Origin of the sequence: Gilliamella sp. B14448G11 (genome assembly GCF_016101765.1) — a bacterium.
In the GTDB taxonomy this organism is placed as follows: domain Bacteria; phylum Pseudomonadota; class Gammaproteobacteria; order Enterobacterales; family Orbaceae; genus Gilliamella; species Gilliamella apicola_N.
This window is the reverse complement of record NZ_JACFPX010000006.1, coordinates 1-18,231: the sequence shown is the minus strand read 5'-3', so window position 1 is coordinate 18,231 and position 18,231 is coordinate 1. Positions and strand designations below refer to the sequence as shown.

Genomic DNA, 18,231 nt, shown 5'->3' with positions numbered 1-18,231 from the left:
CATAGTTACATCTCCAAAAAGTTTTTTAGCAATTGTGCACCGGCTGACCCAGAACGTTCGGGATGAAACTGTACACCGTAAAAGTTGTCTTTTTGCACGGCAGCGGTAAAGCTTTCGCCGTAATTGGTTTCTGCAATAGTTGCTGAGCATAGTGGCATCGCGTATCCATGAACAAAATAAAAATAAGCACCATCTGCAATATCTCTGAATAGATGATGACCTGCTTTGGGGTAAACTTGATTCCAACCCATATGAGGTAAAGGTAAACCAACATCTGGAATTTTATCGACTTTTTCATCAATGATTCCTAATGTATGTACATGCCCCTCACTACTGTATTCGGCTAGTAGTTGCATACCTAGGCAAATGCCTAAAACAGGTTGAGTACAAGCTTTTATAAGTTCAATTAGATTACGTTCCTTTAACTTTTTTATTGCCGCCGAAGCTGATCCCACACCGGGTAGAAACAGCTTATCACACTCAAGTACGACTTCGGGCTCAAGACTAATTATCGGTTTATAACCCAATCTTTCTATGGCATATTTTACCGAAGAAAGGTTTGCACAACCCGTATCTAGAATGACAACATTCATCTACAGTACTCCTTTTGAGCTCGGTAAGCTGTTACCGTCTATCTTAATTGCTTGCTTCAACGTTCGAGCAAAGGCTTTAAATAAACTTTCAATTTTATGGTGATCATTATCGCCTTGTGTCTCAATATGCAAGGTAATTGCCATTGCATAGCTGAGAGAATAGAAGAAATGTTCAACCATTTGCGTGCTCATATCGCCTACTTTTTGATGAGTAAATTGAGCATTAAATATTAAATAAGGCCGACCCGAAATATCCATTGCACATTTTGCTAAACACTCATCCATAGGAATGACTGATGCATAACGAGTAATTCCTCGTTTATCTCCTAAAGCGATTTTTAACGCTTCGCCTAATGCTAATCCAGTATCTTCAATGGTGTGATGATCATCAACATGCAAATCTCCGTCAACCTTAATATTAAGTTTAATGCCACCATGGGTTGCAATTTGATCCAACATATGATCAAAAAAACCAATACCGGTACTGATTTGACTACCACCTTGACGATCAAGCCAAACTTCAACTAAGATCTTTGTCTCTTTAGTATTACGTTCAACTTTTGCGTAGCGGTCTGCTGTGGTTAACCGTTGTGCTATTTCAGCCCAATTTAAAGTTTCTGGATGATAACGTAATCCTTTGATTTGCATATTTTCGGCGAGTTGAACATCAGTAACCCTGTCACCAATAACATAACTGTTTTCTTTATCTAAGTTACCATTGCTAAGATAAGGTAGAACTAATTGAATTTTTGGTTTACGACATTGACAATTATCTTCTGGAAAATGAGGGCAAATTAGCACCTCTTCGAAGTTAACACCCTGTGATTGAAAGATTTGCATCATCAAGTTGTGAGGACCATCAAAATCAGATTGTGGATAACTGCTAGTACCGAGACCATCTTGATTTGTTACCATCACCAGTTTAAAACCAGCAGATTGCAACTTAAGTAGAGCAGGGATGACATTAGGTTCAAACGCCAACTTCTCAAAGCTATCGACCTGAAAATCAATTGGCGGTTCAGTAATTAATGTTCCATCTCGGTCAATAAATAAGTATTTCTGTAACATCATTGCTCCTATATTATCGCTTTGAGTGCCAAAATCACTGCATCACATTCGGCTGCTGTGCCAATGCTAATGCGAATTATACTATCTTGCCCGATTGATTTGCTTTGATCGCGCAAAATAATGCCTTTATTCCATAATGTTTTAAACACATCTTTACCCGCTTGAAATTTAACGCATAAATAGTTAGATGAGCTAGGATAAACTTTTTCGACAATGGGTAAAGCAGACAAATCGCTTGCAAATCTCTCTTTTTGTCTGTTGATCTGTTGCACTTGTTGTCGCATTTTTTCAATACCCGTTTTACTTAGTGCTTGCGTCGCAATATCAGCAACCGGGGTTGCCAACGGATAAGGAGCAATTACTTTTTGTAATGCATCAATCACTGGTTTATTGGCGATAGTAAATCCACATCGTAAACCAGCTAAAGCAAAAGCTTTCGATAAAGTTCTTAAAATAACTAAATGCGGATAATTGGCTAACCAACTAACTACCGAAGATTCAGGTGAAAATTCAATATAAGCTTCATCTATTACCACAAGGGCACGGTTTTTAGCGATATCCAACAGTGTTTTAATATCATCAGGATTAATTAAATTGCCAGTTGGATTGTTTGGCGAGCAAACATAAATTAATTTAACATTATCAAGATGTTGCTCAATGGCTGTTAAATCCAATTGCCAATCCGATTTCGTTGGTACGGTTTTTATATCGATACCTAATGTTTCAGCACTAACCTGATACATACCATAGGTAGGGGGACAATATAAAATGCTATCTTGCTGTGGCTCACAAAATGCTCGCATTAACAGCTCAATCGCTTCATCAGCGCCACGACTAACAATTAATTGTTCTGGTTTGACACCTGCATAATGAGCATAACTATTGATAACTTGTTCCGGTTGCGGTTCTGGATAACGGTTTAATGTCTGTTCGGTTAACTCAAATTGTGGGGCAACAGGGTATTCATTGGCATTTAACCATACATCGCCATTTCCACCAATACGACGAGCAGATTGATAAGGAGTTAATTTCTGTACGTTCTTTCTGACTAATTGATTAATATCCATATTGTTCACCTATTTTTTAGCGTTTAATGCAGCTAGACGAAGCGTTACGGCTTGTTTATGGGCAGTAAGTTGTTCTGCTTGTGCCATTAATTCAACCGCATTACCAATGGCTTGTAAGCCCTCTGGTGATAATTTTTGGACGGTCATACGTTTTTGAAAATCTGCCAATCCAAGACTTGAATAAGTCGCGGTATAACCATAAGTTGGTAAAACGTGATTAGTTCCTGAAGCATAGTCACCTGCCGATTCGGGTGACCAGTCCCCCAAAAATATTGAACCGGCACTGGTGATTTGTTCTACAAGATCATCGGCATTTTGTGTTTGAATAATTAAATGTTCAGGACCATAACGATTACTGATAGTAATGCATTGAGCTAAGTCTTTAGTCACAATCAGACGACTTTCTTGTAAAGCTTTTTCGGCAATACCTTGTCGAGATAATTGGGTTAACTGTTTATCAACTTCAATTGAAACCGCTTTCGCAATATCCTCATCTGGAGTAACTAAAACTACTTGTGAATCGGGACCATGCTCCGCTTGTGATAATAAATCGGCAGCAATAAAAGCGGGATTAGCTGAACTGTCGGCGATAACTAACACTTCAGAAGGACCTGCTGGCATATCAATAGCTGCGCCGTCAAGGCGTTGGCTAACTTGGCGTTTAGCTTCAGTAACAAAAGCATTACCCGGACCAAAAATTTTATCGACCTTAGGTACCGATTCACTCCCAAATGCCATTGCAGCAATGGCTTGTGCGCCGCCTAGTTGGTATATTTCGGTCACACCGCACAGTTCAGCTGCATACAAGATTTCATCAGCAATAGGTGGAGGAGAACATAAAATGACTTTACGACAACCGGCAATTTTTGCTGGGGTTGCAAGCATTAAAACCGTTGATAATAAAGGTGCAGAACCACCTGGAATATAGAGACCTACTGAATCAATCGGACGAGTGACAAGCTGACATTTCACCCCCGGCATTGTTTCAACCGTAATCGCTGATTTAACTTGGGCTTGGTGAAATTTTTCAATATTACTGACGGCTAATTGCATTGCCTGTTTTAATTCAGGTTTAACCCTTGCCGTTGCTGCTTTGATGGCATCTTGCGTTAATTTTATTTGTTGGATTTGTACTTTATCAAACTTATTACTTAATGCGATTAAAGCTTGATCACCATTTTGTTTCACTTGACTTAAAATATCTGCTACCGCTTGGCTAATTGAATCTGAAGCAGTAATAGCAGGGCGAGTTAAAAGTGCTGCACGCTGTGCATCTGAACATTGTTGCCAATAAGAGAGTTTCATAGCATTACTCCATCATTTTTTCAATTGGTAAGACAAGAATTGAACTAGCGCCTAAGGCCTTAAGTTTTTCCATGGTTTCCCAAAATAGCGATTCGGAACTAACCATATGTAACGCCACTCGATTTTGTTCACCAGTAAGTGGTAGTATGGTTGGATTTTCAGCTCCGGGTAATAAAGCTACGATCTGATCTAACACTGCAGTTGGTGCATGTAACATAATATATTTGGATTCACGAGCTTGGATAACACCTTGAATTCGCGTCATCAACTTATCAATCAACGCTTGTTTGTCAGCTGACATTTCGCCTTGGCGTTGAATTAAACAAGCTTTAGATTTATAAATAACTTCGATCTCTTTAAGTCCATTCGCTTCAAGTGTTGCACCACTTGAAACTAGGTCACAAATAACATCAGCAAGACCTGCTCGCGGTGCTACTTCAACTGAACCATTAAGCAAACAGGTTTTAAAAGTTACATTGTACTGAGAAAGATAACGACGGAGTAGGTGAGGATAGGTGGTAGCAATACGTAAATCATTTAAACATTCAGGGCCGGTATAATCAAAATCACGAGGCGCTGCAATGGATAACCGACAACCGCCAAAATCCAAACGGCGCAATGTTTTATATTGAGGATTGAAACCCTCAGCTTGTCGATCTAACACTTCTTCTTCTAAAACATTTTCGCCAACAATTCCCAAATCGACTACGCCATCAATGACTAATCCTGGGATATCGTCATCACGAACGCGTAAAATATCAATCGGCATATTTTCAGCGAAGGCAATTAAACGTTGTTCTTGAAGATTAATTTTAATGCCACATTGTGCAAGTAGCTTTTTTGACTCATCACTCAAGCGACCTGATTTCTGCATTGCTATACGTAAACGCGAATTATCCAACATATTATTCTCCAAATTATCCTAAAAAATTTTTTAACCACAAACAAAAAACCCTCGAAAGTTTGATCTTCCGAGGGTTTTCTATTTGCTTTCGCGATATCACCGGAAGACCAACTGTCTTCCAGCACCAATCGCCCGAAGACTAATCAGGTATGATGGTGATGATGATGTTTAGTAACAAAAACGCAAAAACAATTCATAAAAATAAAAACCAATAATTTAATTAATTATCAAAATTGATATATAAAATATAATAGAAATGAATAACTATCAACTCATTTTTTATGATTGATAAAGAAATATTGCAAATATCAGACTTTTTGCTTTTCAAAAGTTACGGATATTAATTGCTAATGAGTCAAGTTAAACTAACTTAATTATAAAATTTGTTTTAATCGATGACTGACTTTATAACGACCAAAATCGGTAATTTTAATTAAAAAGAGATTCAATGCGTCGCTGTCGAAATGGCTGATAATCATATAACATCCGTCGCCTGTAATCTTATAAAATTCTATTACTTCATTAAAAGACTTTACTAAGTTTTCAAAAGAAGTAAATTGATTCGTGTTCATATAAATAGTAATGAACTGTAAGTTTTGTTTTTGTTCTTTAATGGTGAATTTTTCTATAATATGATTATTTAGCAAATCTTGAACGCGTTGACCAACGGCTTGGCTAGATAAGAAAACCTTATCGCCAATTTCGCGCCAAGATTGACGGCTATTATTTCTTAATTCACTTAAAATCGCTCTATCTTTTTTATCCATTGTTTCAATTTGAAAGCTAACTGATATTTATCATTTCAATTCGCTATGTTCTTTAAAAATTGATTATTAGAAAATAATAACACGAAACCTTATAAAGGAGAGCAAAATGACTCAAGCATTAATGATTATTGATGTGCAAAATGATTATTTTCCTGACGGAAAATATCCGTTAAATAATACTGAACAAGCATTACAAAATACTTTAAAACTGCAAAATTATTTTCGGCAAAAACTACTGCCTATTATTTATATACAACATATTAACCCAGATCCTAATGCTGTTTTTTTTGTGAATAATAGTTTTGGTAGTCAATTACATGCAAAATTACTTCCTATCAAACCGAATGAAATGATCATTCAAAAAGCCTATCCAAATAGCTTTTACCAAACACAATTGCAAGAGAAGTTAGAGCGATTAGGAATAACACAGTTAGTGATCTGTGGCATGATGAGCCACATGTGCGTAGATTCAACTACTCGCTGTGCATTTGAGCTTAATTATCAACCGATTTTAATTCATGATGCTTGTACTACTCGTGATCTTGACTTCAATGGCAACATCATTTCCTCACAAGACGTTCACAATAGTTTTATGTCTGCATTAATGCGATTTTCTAAGATAATGAGCTGTGAAGCATTTATTCAAACAACATAACATAATAACAGTGAAAGAGGTTTTTATATTTATAATTAGCATTTCATTGATAGGCATTTAGATGGTACAAAAAAGCCATCTAATTGTTGAAAGTTTATAGAATAATTTACCGTTAAATAAATTATAATCATGTTATTTTAATTCGATTAATATAATAAATAGGAACAATACTTGAACTCAGCATTATGTTATAGACAGTTTGGTATCCCTGAAGATGTATTGAAGCTTGAACTTTCAAATAAAGACTTATTAAAAGAAGATTATATTAGAGTACAAATGTTATATGCGCCAATTAATGCCTCAGACCTTATTCCAATTACAGGTGCTTATCAGCATCGTATCATTCTGCCACAAATTGCTGGTTATGAGGGAGTAGGTGAGGTAATTGAGGCACCTTTAACTTATCGTCATCTGATTGGAAAACGTGTATTACCTTTAAGAGGAGATGGAACTTGGCAGCATTTCGTAGATTCACCTGCAAAATATGCTATTGAAGTTCCAGATTCAATTGATGATACTATCGCTGCTCGAGCTTATATTAATCCTGTCGCAGCTTGGTTAATGCTTAAACATTATTCTCCACAAGGAAAGCATATTTTAGTTACTGCGGGGGGAACTGATTGTGCAAAATTGTTATGCAAATGGGCAGTAAATTTGCAAGCATTATTTGTAACTGTCATTTGTCGCTCAGATAATCATGTTCAATTTTATAATAAATATGGTGTTAAAAAAATAAATCAAAACGATACTGAAGCTATAGAATATTTTGCTGCACATGCTGATATTGTTTTTGATGCGGTTGGTGGCGAGCTTGCTGAAACAATTTTGAATCATATGTCTGATTCAAGTGAATTTGTCTCGTATGGTTTGCTTTCAGGTACTTTTTTTCAACCTAAAAAGCGATTACCTAAAGTTCATTGGTTTCATATCCGGCATTATTTAAATCTAATAAGTCAAAATCAATGGCTAAAGATGTTTGATGATATATGGCCCATATTAGATGCAAATGATTTAAATATAGCAAGTTTATTTAAATTTTATGATTGGCAAGAAGCGATAAAAATCTATAGACAACCACATAGAAACAATAAGCCTTTATTAACATTTGTTTAAATCATAGACATTATAATATGTTATTAATTATTAAGATTTAGGAAAGATACTTGTTTATTTTACCTTTCCTAAAAATTAGTAATATTAATATTTAATTGTTTCTAGTTTTTTATTCTTGTTAAATTTGTTGCTGTTGTTGGATGTAATAGTTTTATCAAGGCTGTCATAAAATTGAATATGTCTAAGCAAACTGTATCTTGTCATATTTAAGCGTTAGAAGATCGTTTACAAGTACGATTATTACACTGGACAATTTAATATTTGTTATGCAATAAATTTAGATGCTCATATTTATTGTAACAATGGCGACACTTGCCGACAAATCATGTTACATCATGGAGGAATATCCAAACAACCTGATTTTATTATTGGTCATGACATCAAAGAAGGGCGCCTTTCTACTATACTCAGTAATTATGAAATTGAGGATTTAAACATCTATGCCATTTACCCAAGTCGTAAATTGTTGCCACTTAGAACTCGATGTTTGATTGATTTTTTAATTATTGAATTAAAAAATTTACAATGGTAAAAATGATAAATAAAATATTTAGTTAATATAATCATTTATATATTATTGCAGGTTAAGTTTTATAGTATCAATTACTGTAAAATGCACTAAATTAGATTTAATTTAAAATAGTTATAATAAGGAATATAAAATGGGTATATTTTCTCGTTTTTTTGAGAAAAAATCAGAATCAAAACAGATGGGTAATTCGATTGTTCCAAATCCTGAAATTGATAGTTCAGTTGGCTTAAGTATTGTGTTTAAAGGTGCACTTGATATTAATAACGATAAATTATTAACAAAACTTAAATCTGTTGATCCAACCATAAAGGATATTCGATATGAAGTGCCGTTCGGACAATTTGAAGAGGGCATGTGGATTTTAGTGAGTTGGGGAAAACATATTATTAGAATATTGGGTCTCAATGCGCCTTATCCTCAAAATGAATTAGAATTATGTGTTACTCCAGCTAGTTATAGTCAAGAAATAAAACAACAAATTTATGAAAGTGATAGTCATTTATTATTATATTATGTCGGCTATGAGCAAGATGTATTAGAGCAGTATCTAGCTTTAATACGTTTAGCGGTATGCTTTGAACAATTTAATGCGTTAGCAGTAATTAATTAGGATGCTCATACTTCATTGCCAATTAACTTTATTAATGAATTAGCTTCGGAAAAAGATGGTTTAACCACTTTAGGAGAATGTTTACCTTTATTGTTTTGTGGTTTTGTTAAATATGAAATAGAAAATATTAAAGGGATTTGGATGCGCACTTATGGTGCTAATATATTTGGCTTACCTAATTTTGCTGTATTAGCCAATAGTTATGAGGAAAGTGACTATTATTTTGATATGTTTAGTAATATTTTAAATTATTTGCGACAAAGTAAAGCAACAATGAATCCAGGCGATACTATGGAAATGGGTGAAAATCGTATGATGTCATTACGAGCGCCTAAAGATGATGAATATTTCTTAAAAGATCAGGGTGATCTTTTAAGAATTGAAATTAATGAGTAATTTTATAGTATAAAAGTTTTAGGAAAGGTAATAGTTACTGAGTTTTCCCTTTCCTAAAAACTGAGTATATTATGATTAAATGGTTTGTGTATATTTTTTACCTGATAAAACACTAAACCGACCAGTACCTAATAAAGCAAGACTAAAAGCCGCTAAAGACATAAATGCTGGATACTCCCAACCTCCTCCCGGATTAGTAAAAGACCAACCATTAGTCCAATGTACAATGGTAATTATCGCAAGTTGAAAAAATGCAATTAATGCGACAGCGCGGGTTAAAATACCTAATAATAACAAAGCACCACCACCTATTTCAAAAGCGATAACAATATAAGAAAAAAATCCTGGAAATCCAAGGGTATGGAAATACTCAGCTGTACCTTCTGGAGTGAGAACAAGTAATTTAGTAAAACCATGGGCTAAAAACATCATACCTAAAGCAATTCGTAATACAAATGCTGCTACATCAGTTTGATATTCTTTCATTTTGGGGTTCCTATATTAAGTTAGCAAAATAATAATTAAAATCATTGTGATCTATTACAAAAGCTATTACTTATTTACAAAATAGGATACTACACTTAAGATTGTCTCACAGATAACAATCATTAGTAAAGTTACTTACTAAAATTGAACGATGTTAATGAGATTATGTTTACGCTATTTGGAAGTTTAATTATTTATTTGTAGATAAAAATAACGGCATAACTTAAAAGTTACACCGTTATGTCTTACTTATTGTTGGTGTCAAATAGATTAACTTGTTCTGTTGTTTTTTACGTAATTTTATTGGTTTCCCTTGCATTGTACTTACACTCAAATCCGTTAAAGTCTGGATAATTGTGTAAAATATATTCATCCTTTTTTGTTATAAATTTAGTTTTTCCATTGCTTTATCAAAATATTTACCTAAACCAAAAATCACTCTATATCTTTTTGAACCAACTTTAATAATTCGCCATGGCGAACATAGCTATTTTTCTATTAGAACAAAAAATAGCTTCTTTTCCATTTATATGGTAATTTGCTATAAGTTCAGCAGTTAAATCGAAAAAATGATTCTGATGATGAGGTTGAGTTGAATTATCAACGACGTTAACTGTAAGTCTTTTGGGGTTAAGTAGCTTTTTTATATAATCTACTCTTTCTTCCAACTTAATTTTTAGCGTCGTGACTAAGTAAATCATGTTTGGTGATGCCATTTAAAGCTCCTTAAGGGATAAAAAATAGAACTCCATACTTTTACTAAATAACTCATATAATCATACAGTATATAACAGAAATGAGACTAATGTCTCATGTAATTAACTATATCAATTTTAATTATAATAAGCAATAAATTATAAAAAATAATATGGATAAGCAAAGTATCGTAACACCACAAACATATACAGGCGTTAGAAAACGTACGTTCGAACATTTATTACATACAGCAGTGAGTATTTTAGATGAAGGTCACGAATTAACCATTACCGAGTTAGCTGATAAATCTGGAATTTCAAGAGCCACTGCTTATCGCTATTTTCCAACGCAAAGTGATTTGATATCGGCAGTTGTTGATCATTCACTTCAACCAATTTTACATTGGCAATCGGATGAACAGGATGTAGGCCAAAAAATGAATGACTTCTTATCATTTGCTTTTGCTCAAATGATAAAACATGAAGGAGCAATAAGAGCTGCTATGCGATTATCCTTACAACAATGGGTGACTGATCGTTCAGCTTCATCATCTAATTCAGAAAAATTTGTACGTGGGAATCACAAAGAAGTACTCTCTAATTTACTACAACCATTACAATCACAGTTAAATGAAGAACTAAATAATAAGTTAATTTATACTTTGTCGATTATTTTTGGTTCTCAAATCACAGTATTAAAAGATGTATGGAATTTAGATGATTCTTATATCGTTTCTCTTTCTCAATGGATTATTAAAGCTGTAATTAACCAAGCAAAACAAGATATATCTGAGCTTTAATTATTTTGTCATCTTTAGATTAATCTAATTTTTAGATTGATAAGTAGTGTTTATAGATTCTTACCTTCTAAAAGAAAAAGATTAATTATGATATTTTGGGATTATTAATATTCCTGATCTTTATTCCTGTTATGATGATAGCCAGCTTTATTGGTTCAAGTTAAGGACAAATTTTTAGTAGACTAATTATTTAATGTATTAAATTAAGATGATGGCCTGACGCAAAATCCTTAACATAATGATTTATCAATTGTTAATTTGATTCTGTCGTCCTCATGATTCACAATTGAAATCTGATACTTTAATTAAACAGTTTAACTTTTTAAACATTTTATGTACTTAAACTTAACATGCACCGTTTAACACTGAGGTTAAAACATAAAAATTTCATATAATTGTATATAATTTAAAGAGACAAAAATTTATATCACTATTCTTTTTATTATAAATAATTGGACTCAGTGATATAAAAAAAGACACTATCAGGCCTGGCAGTGTCTATTCATAAACTGAAATTAAAATTAATTGAATAATTAGATTTTATGTAAAACAATATTATCGATTAAAAATTAATGATATTGAACTGTCTGTTGATTCGGCTCATCATGAACTAATAATAAACATGTATCACTGTTTGATACTGCTTGCTTAATACGTAGTTTATCATGCTCATTAAGATCATTAATACAAGCGACGATATAGCTACAGGTTTTGCTTTTTAACGCTTTTTCAATAGTTGATACTAAATTTTCATTTTTAAGATTACTCAAATGCACAATTTTTTGTTTATCAAGTCCTGCAATATTTACCCATGAACGTTTTAACATTGGTCGAGCAGATAACCAGAGTTGCCATTTTTTAGCTTTATTAAGAGACTTCAGCAAAGAGCGTTGTTGTTGTAAAACCTGCTGAAAAGGAGATTCAAAATTAATCACCATAAGTTGTGATGAAGAGTGTTCAATAAGCATAATATCCCCAATACTGTATTAATATACAGTGAATATTAATACAGTATTTTGCGTTTGTAAACTCTTTAAATGATCATTTTTTGTATTATTTTTTCCTGTAATAGAATCAGGAACGCAATAATTGATAGGATAAAATTCCTAAAAAAGTCATTAAAACAGAGCCAATAACATGAATAGCAATAGTCGTTAATCCCCATAAAATACGACCTTCTTGTAAAAAGTTCACGATTTCTGCCGAAAAAGTTGAAAAAGTCGATAATCCACCACAAAATCCGGTGATCACTAATAAACGCCACTCAGTAGATAAGTTTGAATGATTAAAAAAAGCAATTGCAAAGCCAATAATATAACCAGCAATCAGATTAGATAGTAACGTTCCTAATGGAATCGCAAACGCGATAATATTTAATTTAAGTGACAAAAACCACCGCAATAATCCACCAGCAACTGAACCAACCGATATGGCTAAAATAAGTTTAAACATGTTAAATCCTTAAAAATTAGGCGCATTCTTATTAAATTTATTTTTCATGGTTAATGGCAAGGATGATAACTATAACCGAGATAATAATAAAATGCATATCTTTCGTTGCAGCATCATTTTTAGGTTTAAAAAAGCGATAGCTTTTATTCAATTTTATTATTAACTTTCAAACAGATAAATAAATTAAAGAAATTAGGAATACGTTAAATAAAAAAGTTATAGCTTAACTTTTATGCAAAGATATTTTGTAAGTATGGGTATTTTTTATTTACTACTTTTTATTACATGATTTATTACGATTAATAAGGTAACTTATACAGTTGATGAAATAATTGACAAGTTTTGAACCACAATTAAAACATGAAGTTAAAACTAAAATAAGATCACTTAATTAAAGTTAGTTTGATTATATAACTCAATAAATTGAATAAGAAAACAATAACAGGATGAATCATAATTATGTTACAAAAAGCTGATATATCTTTTGAGGCGCAATATCTGCAAACGGCGTTAGGACCAATGACTATTTTAAAATCACCTGCAGGTATTAGTATCAAGGAAGCCATCAATTATCAAAATAAACCAATCATTGCCTGCAATTGTTACTATTCTGAAAGTGATCGGTATAGTTATCAAGTTATCTATGTTGTGCTTGAACCTGATTTACAAAATCCTACATACTACCTAGAATCTGATGGTACCTCGCCAGAATTCTTTATCAATCCTGAGGGCAAGCTTTACACTGCTATCGAGGTTTATCATCCAGATAAAGATGGTTTAATTATTATGGTTCCTTGCTTTGACCGCGATAATATTACCTATCCTAAACCTAAAAAAATGACACTTGGTGATTATATTGGTATTTACCATGATTTTGCTATATTTAAGAATGTCGATATTTTTTCAGACAAACAATTAGATAAACTGATTGCGGTTGAATTTAAACATGGTGAGCTTAAAAAAAGTTATACCGCAAAAATTCCTTTCCCAAAATATAATCAATTTTTTATAAATAATGACAATAAACAAATTCATATTATTGCCAAAAGTGAAGAAAATTGTTGGCTACATCGTCAAATTGACGAAAAAGGTGCAGTATTACAATCAAGAAGAATTGATATAGCCTGTAATGATTATCCGACTTGTGTTTTAAATTTGAGTTTTTGCGAATCATCATATGTAGTAACTCATGGCGAAGGTGGAATTTTTTATCTAATCACTCTTACCCCACAAGGTGAGGCGACACGGAATAAGTTATTTGATGTAGGTTCTCCTCTATTTTGGGTCTGGGATCCAGTAAAAATTGCCACTGAAACATTTGTGATTCGTTTTACTATAGAAACAGGAAACGGCTGGATAACCTTGCGAAACAATAAAGTAATAGAGGCATTTTTACAACAGCAAGCTGGCAAATTTACTAATTTACTTACTAATGAAATTATTATATTAGCTAAAGAAAACTTAATTATTTCGGATTTGATCTCCTGCCTAAATAATAGTTATACATTGGTGTTTTATGATTATCAAGAAGATAGTACTAAACGGAATACAACATTGTTTGTTTTAAACAGAACGCTTAATTAAATCTGTTTTTATTGATGTCAGGATTAAGCGAATTTGCTTAATGATAGATAATTACGTGCTGATTAAGTACAATAGAGGCTAATATTCGTTTAATTCAAGGATAAAGTATGTATACAGGTATTGTGCAGGGGGTTGGTGAAATTATTGATATCATCGATCAGGATAAATTACGTACTTATAAGGTAAAATTACCAGCAAAATTAACACAACATATCGAAATCGGTGCATCCATTGCTAACGACGGATGTTGTTTAACCGTGACTGATTTTAAAGATGATTGGGTCACCTTTGACATAATGCAAGAAACGTTAGCGCTTACTACATTAGGTGATAAAAATATTAATGATCTGGTCAATATTGAACGCAGTGCTAAATACGGCGATGAAATTGGTGGTCATGTTATGTCTGGGCATATATCTTGTACGGCCACAATTGTTGATATTCAAAAAACTGCAACGAATTGCCAAATGACTTTAGAATTACCATATAAATTTATCAAGTATGTTCTCTATAAAGGTTTTATTGGTATTGACGGTGCTAGCTTAACAGTGGGTGATGTAATGGATAATCGTTTTAAAATTAATTTAATTCCTGAGACCCTTGCGATTACCACTTTAGATAGTAAAAAAGTAGGAGATAGAGTTAACATAGAAATTGATTCACAGACTCAGGCAATTGTTGATACTGTTGAAAGAGTTCTGGCGGAAAGAAAGTAATGTTTATTTTTTAGATTAAATAATTATTATTGTTAGTCTAAAAATTTTGCTTTGCTGACTTTCGAATATTTTAAACGTATTAATTGACTATTACTTATCTGATATTTAGGTTAAGGCTTTATTATTAAAGCCTTAACAGCTATCCAGGTATTACCTAATGTCTAACAGCCGATTACTTCCTATTTTTCTATTGTTAATTTTTATATAAATCATTTTCTTCATTAAGAATAGTTGATTATTTCTGTCAAAAAGTTTCAGGTTATACATACGTTTCAGTAAAAAACTAATTTTTAAAGATAATGATTGAATATCAATTTATACAAAATTCCTAAAGTGTAAATCTTACTCAACCTTTTTTGCTACTACTCAGAAATCAATTTTTAACTGGTATTGCGTTAATTTATTACTGTCATTACTAAGTTATCTATCTAATTTAAATCAAAAAATTTTTTTCAAAAAATGATTGCAAATTATACGAGATAAGGTATTTTTATAAACCATTTTAGATTACTTTTATCACAAATTAATTTAAAAGAGACATAATTTATTGACTATTTTAATTATATTTATGTTTAGTCAAAAAAAATAATACTAAAAATGGCATTTAAGGTATCAAAAAATAATAATCCTAGATTTAAAAATCTCTTTAGTGTCATATATTGTGTTTAAAAACAATTATTATAATATTTTGTAGGTTAAGGAATGAGCAATGTCATTATCAGCAGTAAAAGAATGGAAATTTCCAGTTATTATTAATAGTAAAAAGGATCTTACAGTCAATAATTATTACAGTGCCTTATTGAAAGCGTCAAAAGGATTTTATCCAATTAGTATTAATCAGCTTATACATGTGGGCATTCACTTTGATGAAACAGTACTTAAAGAATTAGGTGATGAAAACGAACGACAGGTTCATTGTATTGCCGATGGTGAAGTAGTTGCTTATCGAATTAATGATAACTATCAAAATATTAGCTACGGAGATACAGTTGCTTTCTACTCAACAGGTTTTGTTTTGGTACGTCATCTACTCGAAATGGAGCGAATTGAAGAAAAAACAGAATCAACAGAGCCTGATACCGAAAATAGTTCAACAAAAGAAAAACCTGCTGAAGATAATTCTCCCGCATCTTCTGCTTCTAAGACAAATGATACTGCAACTTCTACTAATTCAACGGCAGATAAAGCTGATACTGAATCAGAAAACAAACCAGCCGAAGCTGAAAAAGAAAAACTGCCGCCGCATCAACTCTATTTTTATAGCCTATATATGCATCTGGCCGATACTGCTTTTTATGATAAAAATTCTAAAATGCCAACACCTGCATTTTGGGAACAAGATATTTATCGTGTTCTACCTGATCATAAAGAATTAGATAACGTCGAAGGTTTATGTATTCGCGATAAGGCAGATAATTCAAAAAATGACAGTATATTAGCGGTTTTACAAGTCGGCACTAAAGTGAATTTAAATCTCAATTTACATGACGAAAATCATAACTGGTATGCTGTTACAAGCTTAGCGGAAGGTTATTCCTCTATTCCCGAATTAAAATCAATCAAACACACTCAAGGTGAAAGTCAAACAGACATTTTAGGTTGGATTTTTATTGGTAAAGAGATGACCTCGCAAGAATTTGAGATTTTAGAATTAAATGAGCACAAAAAACTTCTTTCGGGTAAATCTACAGAGCTTAGCATACTAACAAAAGAGTTTAAGACTAATTGGGCTAAATCTAAAGGGTTAAGAGTTCGAAATGATAAAAAAATCTTATCAATGCTACCTGGAGGAACCCAAGTTAAAATATCGGGAAATAAAAATGCAAAACGTTATGTTGAGTTAACTGAAGTGATTCGGGATGGTAAACCCACCATTCCTTTACCAAATGAAAAGAAAAAAATTTGGTTTGATTGCCTTGAAAGAATTTCCCGAGGAAAAAAATACAATGAAGTGGTTGTATTAGATACACCATTTCCAATAAAAGCAGGTGATTTGATTGGGCATATTGGGCATGACCATACCCCTAAGATATCACTTTCCCAGAACAGTACTGAAATTAAATGCGAAACCAACTTGCATGTTGAATGTTTTACTTGTGATGACCTGCCTAATTTTATTGCACTAACTCAAGCAGAAGCCAGTAAACTTCCTGAGGAAGAGAAGAGCTTATTAGGTATTTCTAAATAAGCAAAACTACTTAAATCACCGAAAGATGCAGACACAGACGTGGGGCAACATACTGAGATTAAAGTAATCAGTAAAGATATCAATGTCAAATGGTTACAAATCGAAATCACTGAATCCAAAACTAAGAAAAAAACGGCATGGATAGAAAATAGTGAAGAGATATCAAAAAACATAAACGCAAAGGGTAATATCACTTTAGCGACTGATAAAAAAGCCTGGAGTGAATATCCATTACAGGCAAGCGAATTATCGAATAACAGTTCGATTATTGATACTCCATTATTACTTGATATTAATAATGGGGTCTTTAAAAAGTTAAGTCATCGAGCTATTGATAAAGATGGCATATTATGGATTTTTATAGAGCATGCTCTTGATAAAGATAATGTCCCTATCCGTGGCTGGTTAGTTATAAATAAAGAAAATGTAAAAAAAGTGAGTTGTTGGGATTGGTTCGATTTTAAGCAGATAGAGGAAAAGGCGACTACAAAAGAGTTTTATTTAGATGTTAAAAAGTCTTTATCTCGAGACAATGCATCTCTTGAAGCCTATAAACCGACGCTAAAAGAGACGTTAACAATTTTAGATAGGCAATATCATTTAGACCAAAAAAAATATGCCAAAATAGATGCAAAAAGTTTCAACGGAATCAAAGATAAACCACAATTATCATCGGCACTTTCACGTTTACTGATTCAGAGCGAAAGTGAATGGTATAGTGAAATGGATGCACAAGGCAAAATGCCCAAATGGGATGCCTTAGACAGTGAATTTAACGAGAAAGCAAAAAAAGTCTTGAGCTATTTAGAAGAGGGTGATTCCGCAAAATGTGATGCTTATATAAGTACATTAGCAGAAAATGAACGAGAATCGGTAAAAAGAGGATTAGAATTAAAACGTCGAGAATTGCAGGCACAAGGAATCAATAATAATAAAAAAATTGAAGACTTTTGTTATACAGAATTAAAACTAAAAGTAGCACGTTGGGATAATGAAAAAGAAAAGATAAAAAAAATGTTATGGTGGGATGATGTTGCAAAAGGTTTAGCGAAACAAAACCAACAGAACAAATCAGAACAATCCAAAACGAACAATGAAAGTAATTCTTCAGATATCACGCTACCAGCTACTTTAAATCTTGATGGTCAGGCAAGTTTTATACATCCGATGATGTTAATTAACTATTTTAAAATTAAAACCAGCCCTTGGCATGAACCTGGATAGGCTACACTAATTAGTACCAATTTTATAAGGTCATTGTTATGATAAACCAACAATAAAAAAAGGTAACAATAATGAC

20 protein-coding genes and 1 other annotated feature are annotated in these 18,231 nt (G+C 32.7%); of the genes, 10 read left to right on the top strand and 10 right to left on the bottom strand.

Features of this window, described 5'->3' with window-relative positions; translation table 11 throughout:
* Positions 1 to 5 precede the first annotated feature (5 nt).
* The 6 genes from hisH to H3S88_RS05940 all read right to left on the bottom strand — a co-directional run bounded on the left by hisH (position 6) and on the right by H3S88_RS05940 (position 5,704).
* Positions 6 to 593 (bottom strand): imidazole glycerol phosphate synthase subunit HisH, encoded by a 588-nt coding sequence (gene hisH / locus H3S88_RS05965; protein ID WP_198228264.1) that lies wholly within the window; start codon positions 591 to 593, stop codon positions 6 to 8.
* Positions 594 to 1,661, bottom strand: coding sequence for a bifunctional histidinol-phosphatase/imidazoleglycerol-phosphate dehydratase HisB (gene hisB / locus H3S88_RS05960; RefSeq protein ID WP_198228266.1), 1,068 nt, complete (start codon positions 1,659 to 1,661; stop codon positions 594 to 596). It abuts the gene before it with no gap.
* An 8-nt stretch (positions 1,662 to 1,669) separates the two neighbouring features.
* Positions 1,670 to 2,728: a histidinol-phosphate transaminase gene (gene hisC / locus H3S88_RS05955; RefSeq protein WP_232352516.1), complete on the bottom strand. Its 1,059-nt coding sequence runs from the start codon at positions 2,726 to 2,728 to the stop codon at positions 1,670 to 1,672.
* Between the two features lie 9 nt (positions 2,729 to 2,737).
* Positions 2,738 to 4,033, bottom strand: coding sequence for a histidinol dehydrogenase (gene hisD, locus H3S88_RS05950; protein WP_065736927.1), 1,296 nt, complete (start codon positions 4,031 to 4,033; stop codon positions 2,738 to 2,740).
* 4 nt (positions 4,034 to 4,037) lie between these two features.
* A complete protein-coding gene (gene hisG / locus H3S88_RS05945) occupies positions 4,038 to 4,937 on the bottom strand; it encodes an ATP phosphoribosyltransferase (protein ID WP_198228271.1) in 900 nt (299 codons plus the stop codon).
* Between the two features lie 39 nt (positions 4,938 to 4,976).
* Positions 4,977 to 5,102, bottom strand: a sequence feature (His leader region).
* Between the two features lie 209 nt (positions 5,103 to 5,311).
* On the bottom strand, positions 5,312 to 5,704 hold the full coding sequence (locus tag H3S88_RS05940; RefSeq protein WP_198228273.1) for an Lrp/AsnC family transcriptional regulator: 393 nt from the start codon (positions 5,702 to 5,704) through the stop codon (positions 5,312 to 5,314).
* 106 nt (positions 5,705 to 5,810) lie between these two features.
* Between H3S88_RS05940 and H3S88_RS05935 the strand changes: the two genes are divergently transcribed.
* The 5 genes from H3S88_RS05935 (at position 5,811) to H3S88_RS05915 (ending at position 9,010) form a co-directional block, all read left to right on the top strand.
* Positions 5,811 to 6,359: a cysteine hydrolase family protein gene (locus H3S88_RS05935; RefSeq protein ID WP_198228275.1), complete on the top strand. Its 549-nt coding sequence runs from the start codon at positions 5,811 to 5,813 to the stop codon at positions 6,357 to 6,359.
* 171 nt (positions 6,360 to 6,530) lie between these two features.
* Entirely contained in the window at positions 6,531 to 7,472 is a 942-nt protein-coding gene (locus tag H3S88_RS05930; RefSeq protein WP_198228277.1) for a zinc-dependent alcohol dehydrogenase family protein, read from the top strand.
* A gap of 220 nt (positions 7,473 to 7,692) precedes the next feature.
* The gene (locus tag H3S88_RS05925) at positions 7,693 to 8,004 is read left to right on the top strand and encodes a LysR substrate-binding domain-containing protein (protein WP_198228309.1); all 312 of its coding nucleotides are present in this window, start codon (positions 7,693 to 7,695) and stop codon (positions 8,002 to 8,004) included.
* A gap of 130 nt (positions 8,005 to 8,134) precedes the next feature.
* Positions 8,135 to 8,614, top strand: coding sequence for a hypothetical protein (locus H3S88_RS05920; RefSeq protein WP_198228279.1), 480 nt, complete (start codon positions 8,135 to 8,137; stop codon positions 8,612 to 8,614).
* A 15-nt stretch (positions 8,615 to 8,629) separates the two neighbouring features.
* On the top strand, positions 8,630 to 9,010 hold the full coding sequence (locus tag H3S88_RS05915) for a DUF4261 domain-containing protein (protein ID WP_198228281.1): 381 nt from the start codon (positions 8,630 to 8,632) through the stop codon (positions 9,008 to 9,010).
* Positions 9,011 to 9,085: 75 nt separating this feature from the next.
* Here the strand turns inward: H3S88_RS05915 and H3S88_RS05910 are convergent, their stop codons facing one another.
* Entirely contained in the window at positions 9,086 to 9,496 is a 411-nt protein-coding gene (locus tag H3S88_RS05910) for a DoxX family protein (protein WP_039126302.1), read from the bottom strand.
* Positions 9,497 to 9,957: 461 nt separating this feature from the next.
* Complete coding sequence (locus tag H3S88_RS05905) at positions 9,958 to 10,212, bottom strand: hypothetical protein (RefSeq protein WP_198228283.1); 255 nt, start codon at positions 10,210 to 10,212, stop codon at positions 9,958 to 9,960.
* Between the two features lie 152 nt (positions 10,213 to 10,364).
* Here H3S88_RS05905 and H3S88_RS05900 point away from each other — a divergent pair, with 152 nt between their 5' ends.
* Positions 10,365 to 10,991, top strand: coding sequence for a TetR/AcrR family transcriptional regulator (locus H3S88_RS05900; RefSeq protein WP_198228285.1), 627 nt, complete (start codon positions 10,365 to 10,367; stop codon positions 10,989 to 10,991).
* Between the two features lie 569 nt (positions 10,992 to 11,560).
* Here the strand turns inward: H3S88_RS05900 and H3S88_RS05895 are convergent.
* The gene (locus H3S88_RS05895) at positions 11,561 to 11,959 is read right to left on the bottom strand and encodes a cell division inhibitor SulA (RefSeq protein ID WP_198228287.1); all 399 of its coding nucleotides are present in this window, start codon (positions 11,957 to 11,959) and stop codon (positions 11,561 to 11,563) included.
* Between the two features lie 106 nt (positions 11,960 to 12,065).
* A complete protein-coding gene (gene crcB, locus H3S88_RS05890) occupies positions 12,066 to 12,443 on the bottom strand; it encodes a fluoride efflux transporter CrcB (RefSeq protein ID WP_198228289.1) in 378 nt (125 codons plus the stop codon).
* A 459-nt stretch (positions 12,444 to 12,902) separates the two neighbouring features.
* On the opposite strand from crcB, the gene H3S88_RS05885 reads away from it, so the two are divergent.
* The 4 genes from H3S88_RS05885 (at position 12,903) to H3S88_RS05870 (ending at position 18,155) form a co-directional block, all read left to right on the top strand.
* Entirely contained in the window at positions 12,903 to 14,027 is a 1,125-nt protein-coding gene (locus H3S88_RS05885) for a hypothetical protein (protein ID WP_198228291.1), read from the top strand.
* 107 nt (positions 14,028 to 14,134) lie between these two features.
* A complete protein-coding gene (locus H3S88_RS05880; protein ID WP_198228293.1) occupies positions 14,135 to 14,743 on the top strand; it encodes a riboflavin synthase subunit alpha in 609 nt (202 codons plus the stop codon).
* A 709-nt stretch (positions 14,744 to 15,452) separates the two neighbouring features.
* Positions 15,453 to 16,931, top strand: coding sequence for a hypothetical protein (locus tag H3S88_RS05875; RefSeq protein ID WP_198228295.1), 1,479 nt, complete (start codon positions 15,453 to 15,455; stop codon positions 16,929 to 16,931).
* Between the two features lie 39 nt (positions 16,932 to 16,970).
* A complete protein-coding gene (locus tag H3S88_RS05870; RefSeq protein WP_198228297.1) occupies positions 16,971 to 18,155 on the top strand; it encodes a hypothetical protein in 1,185 nt (394 codons plus the stop codon).
* Positions 18,156 to 18,231: the final 76 nt, after the last annotated feature.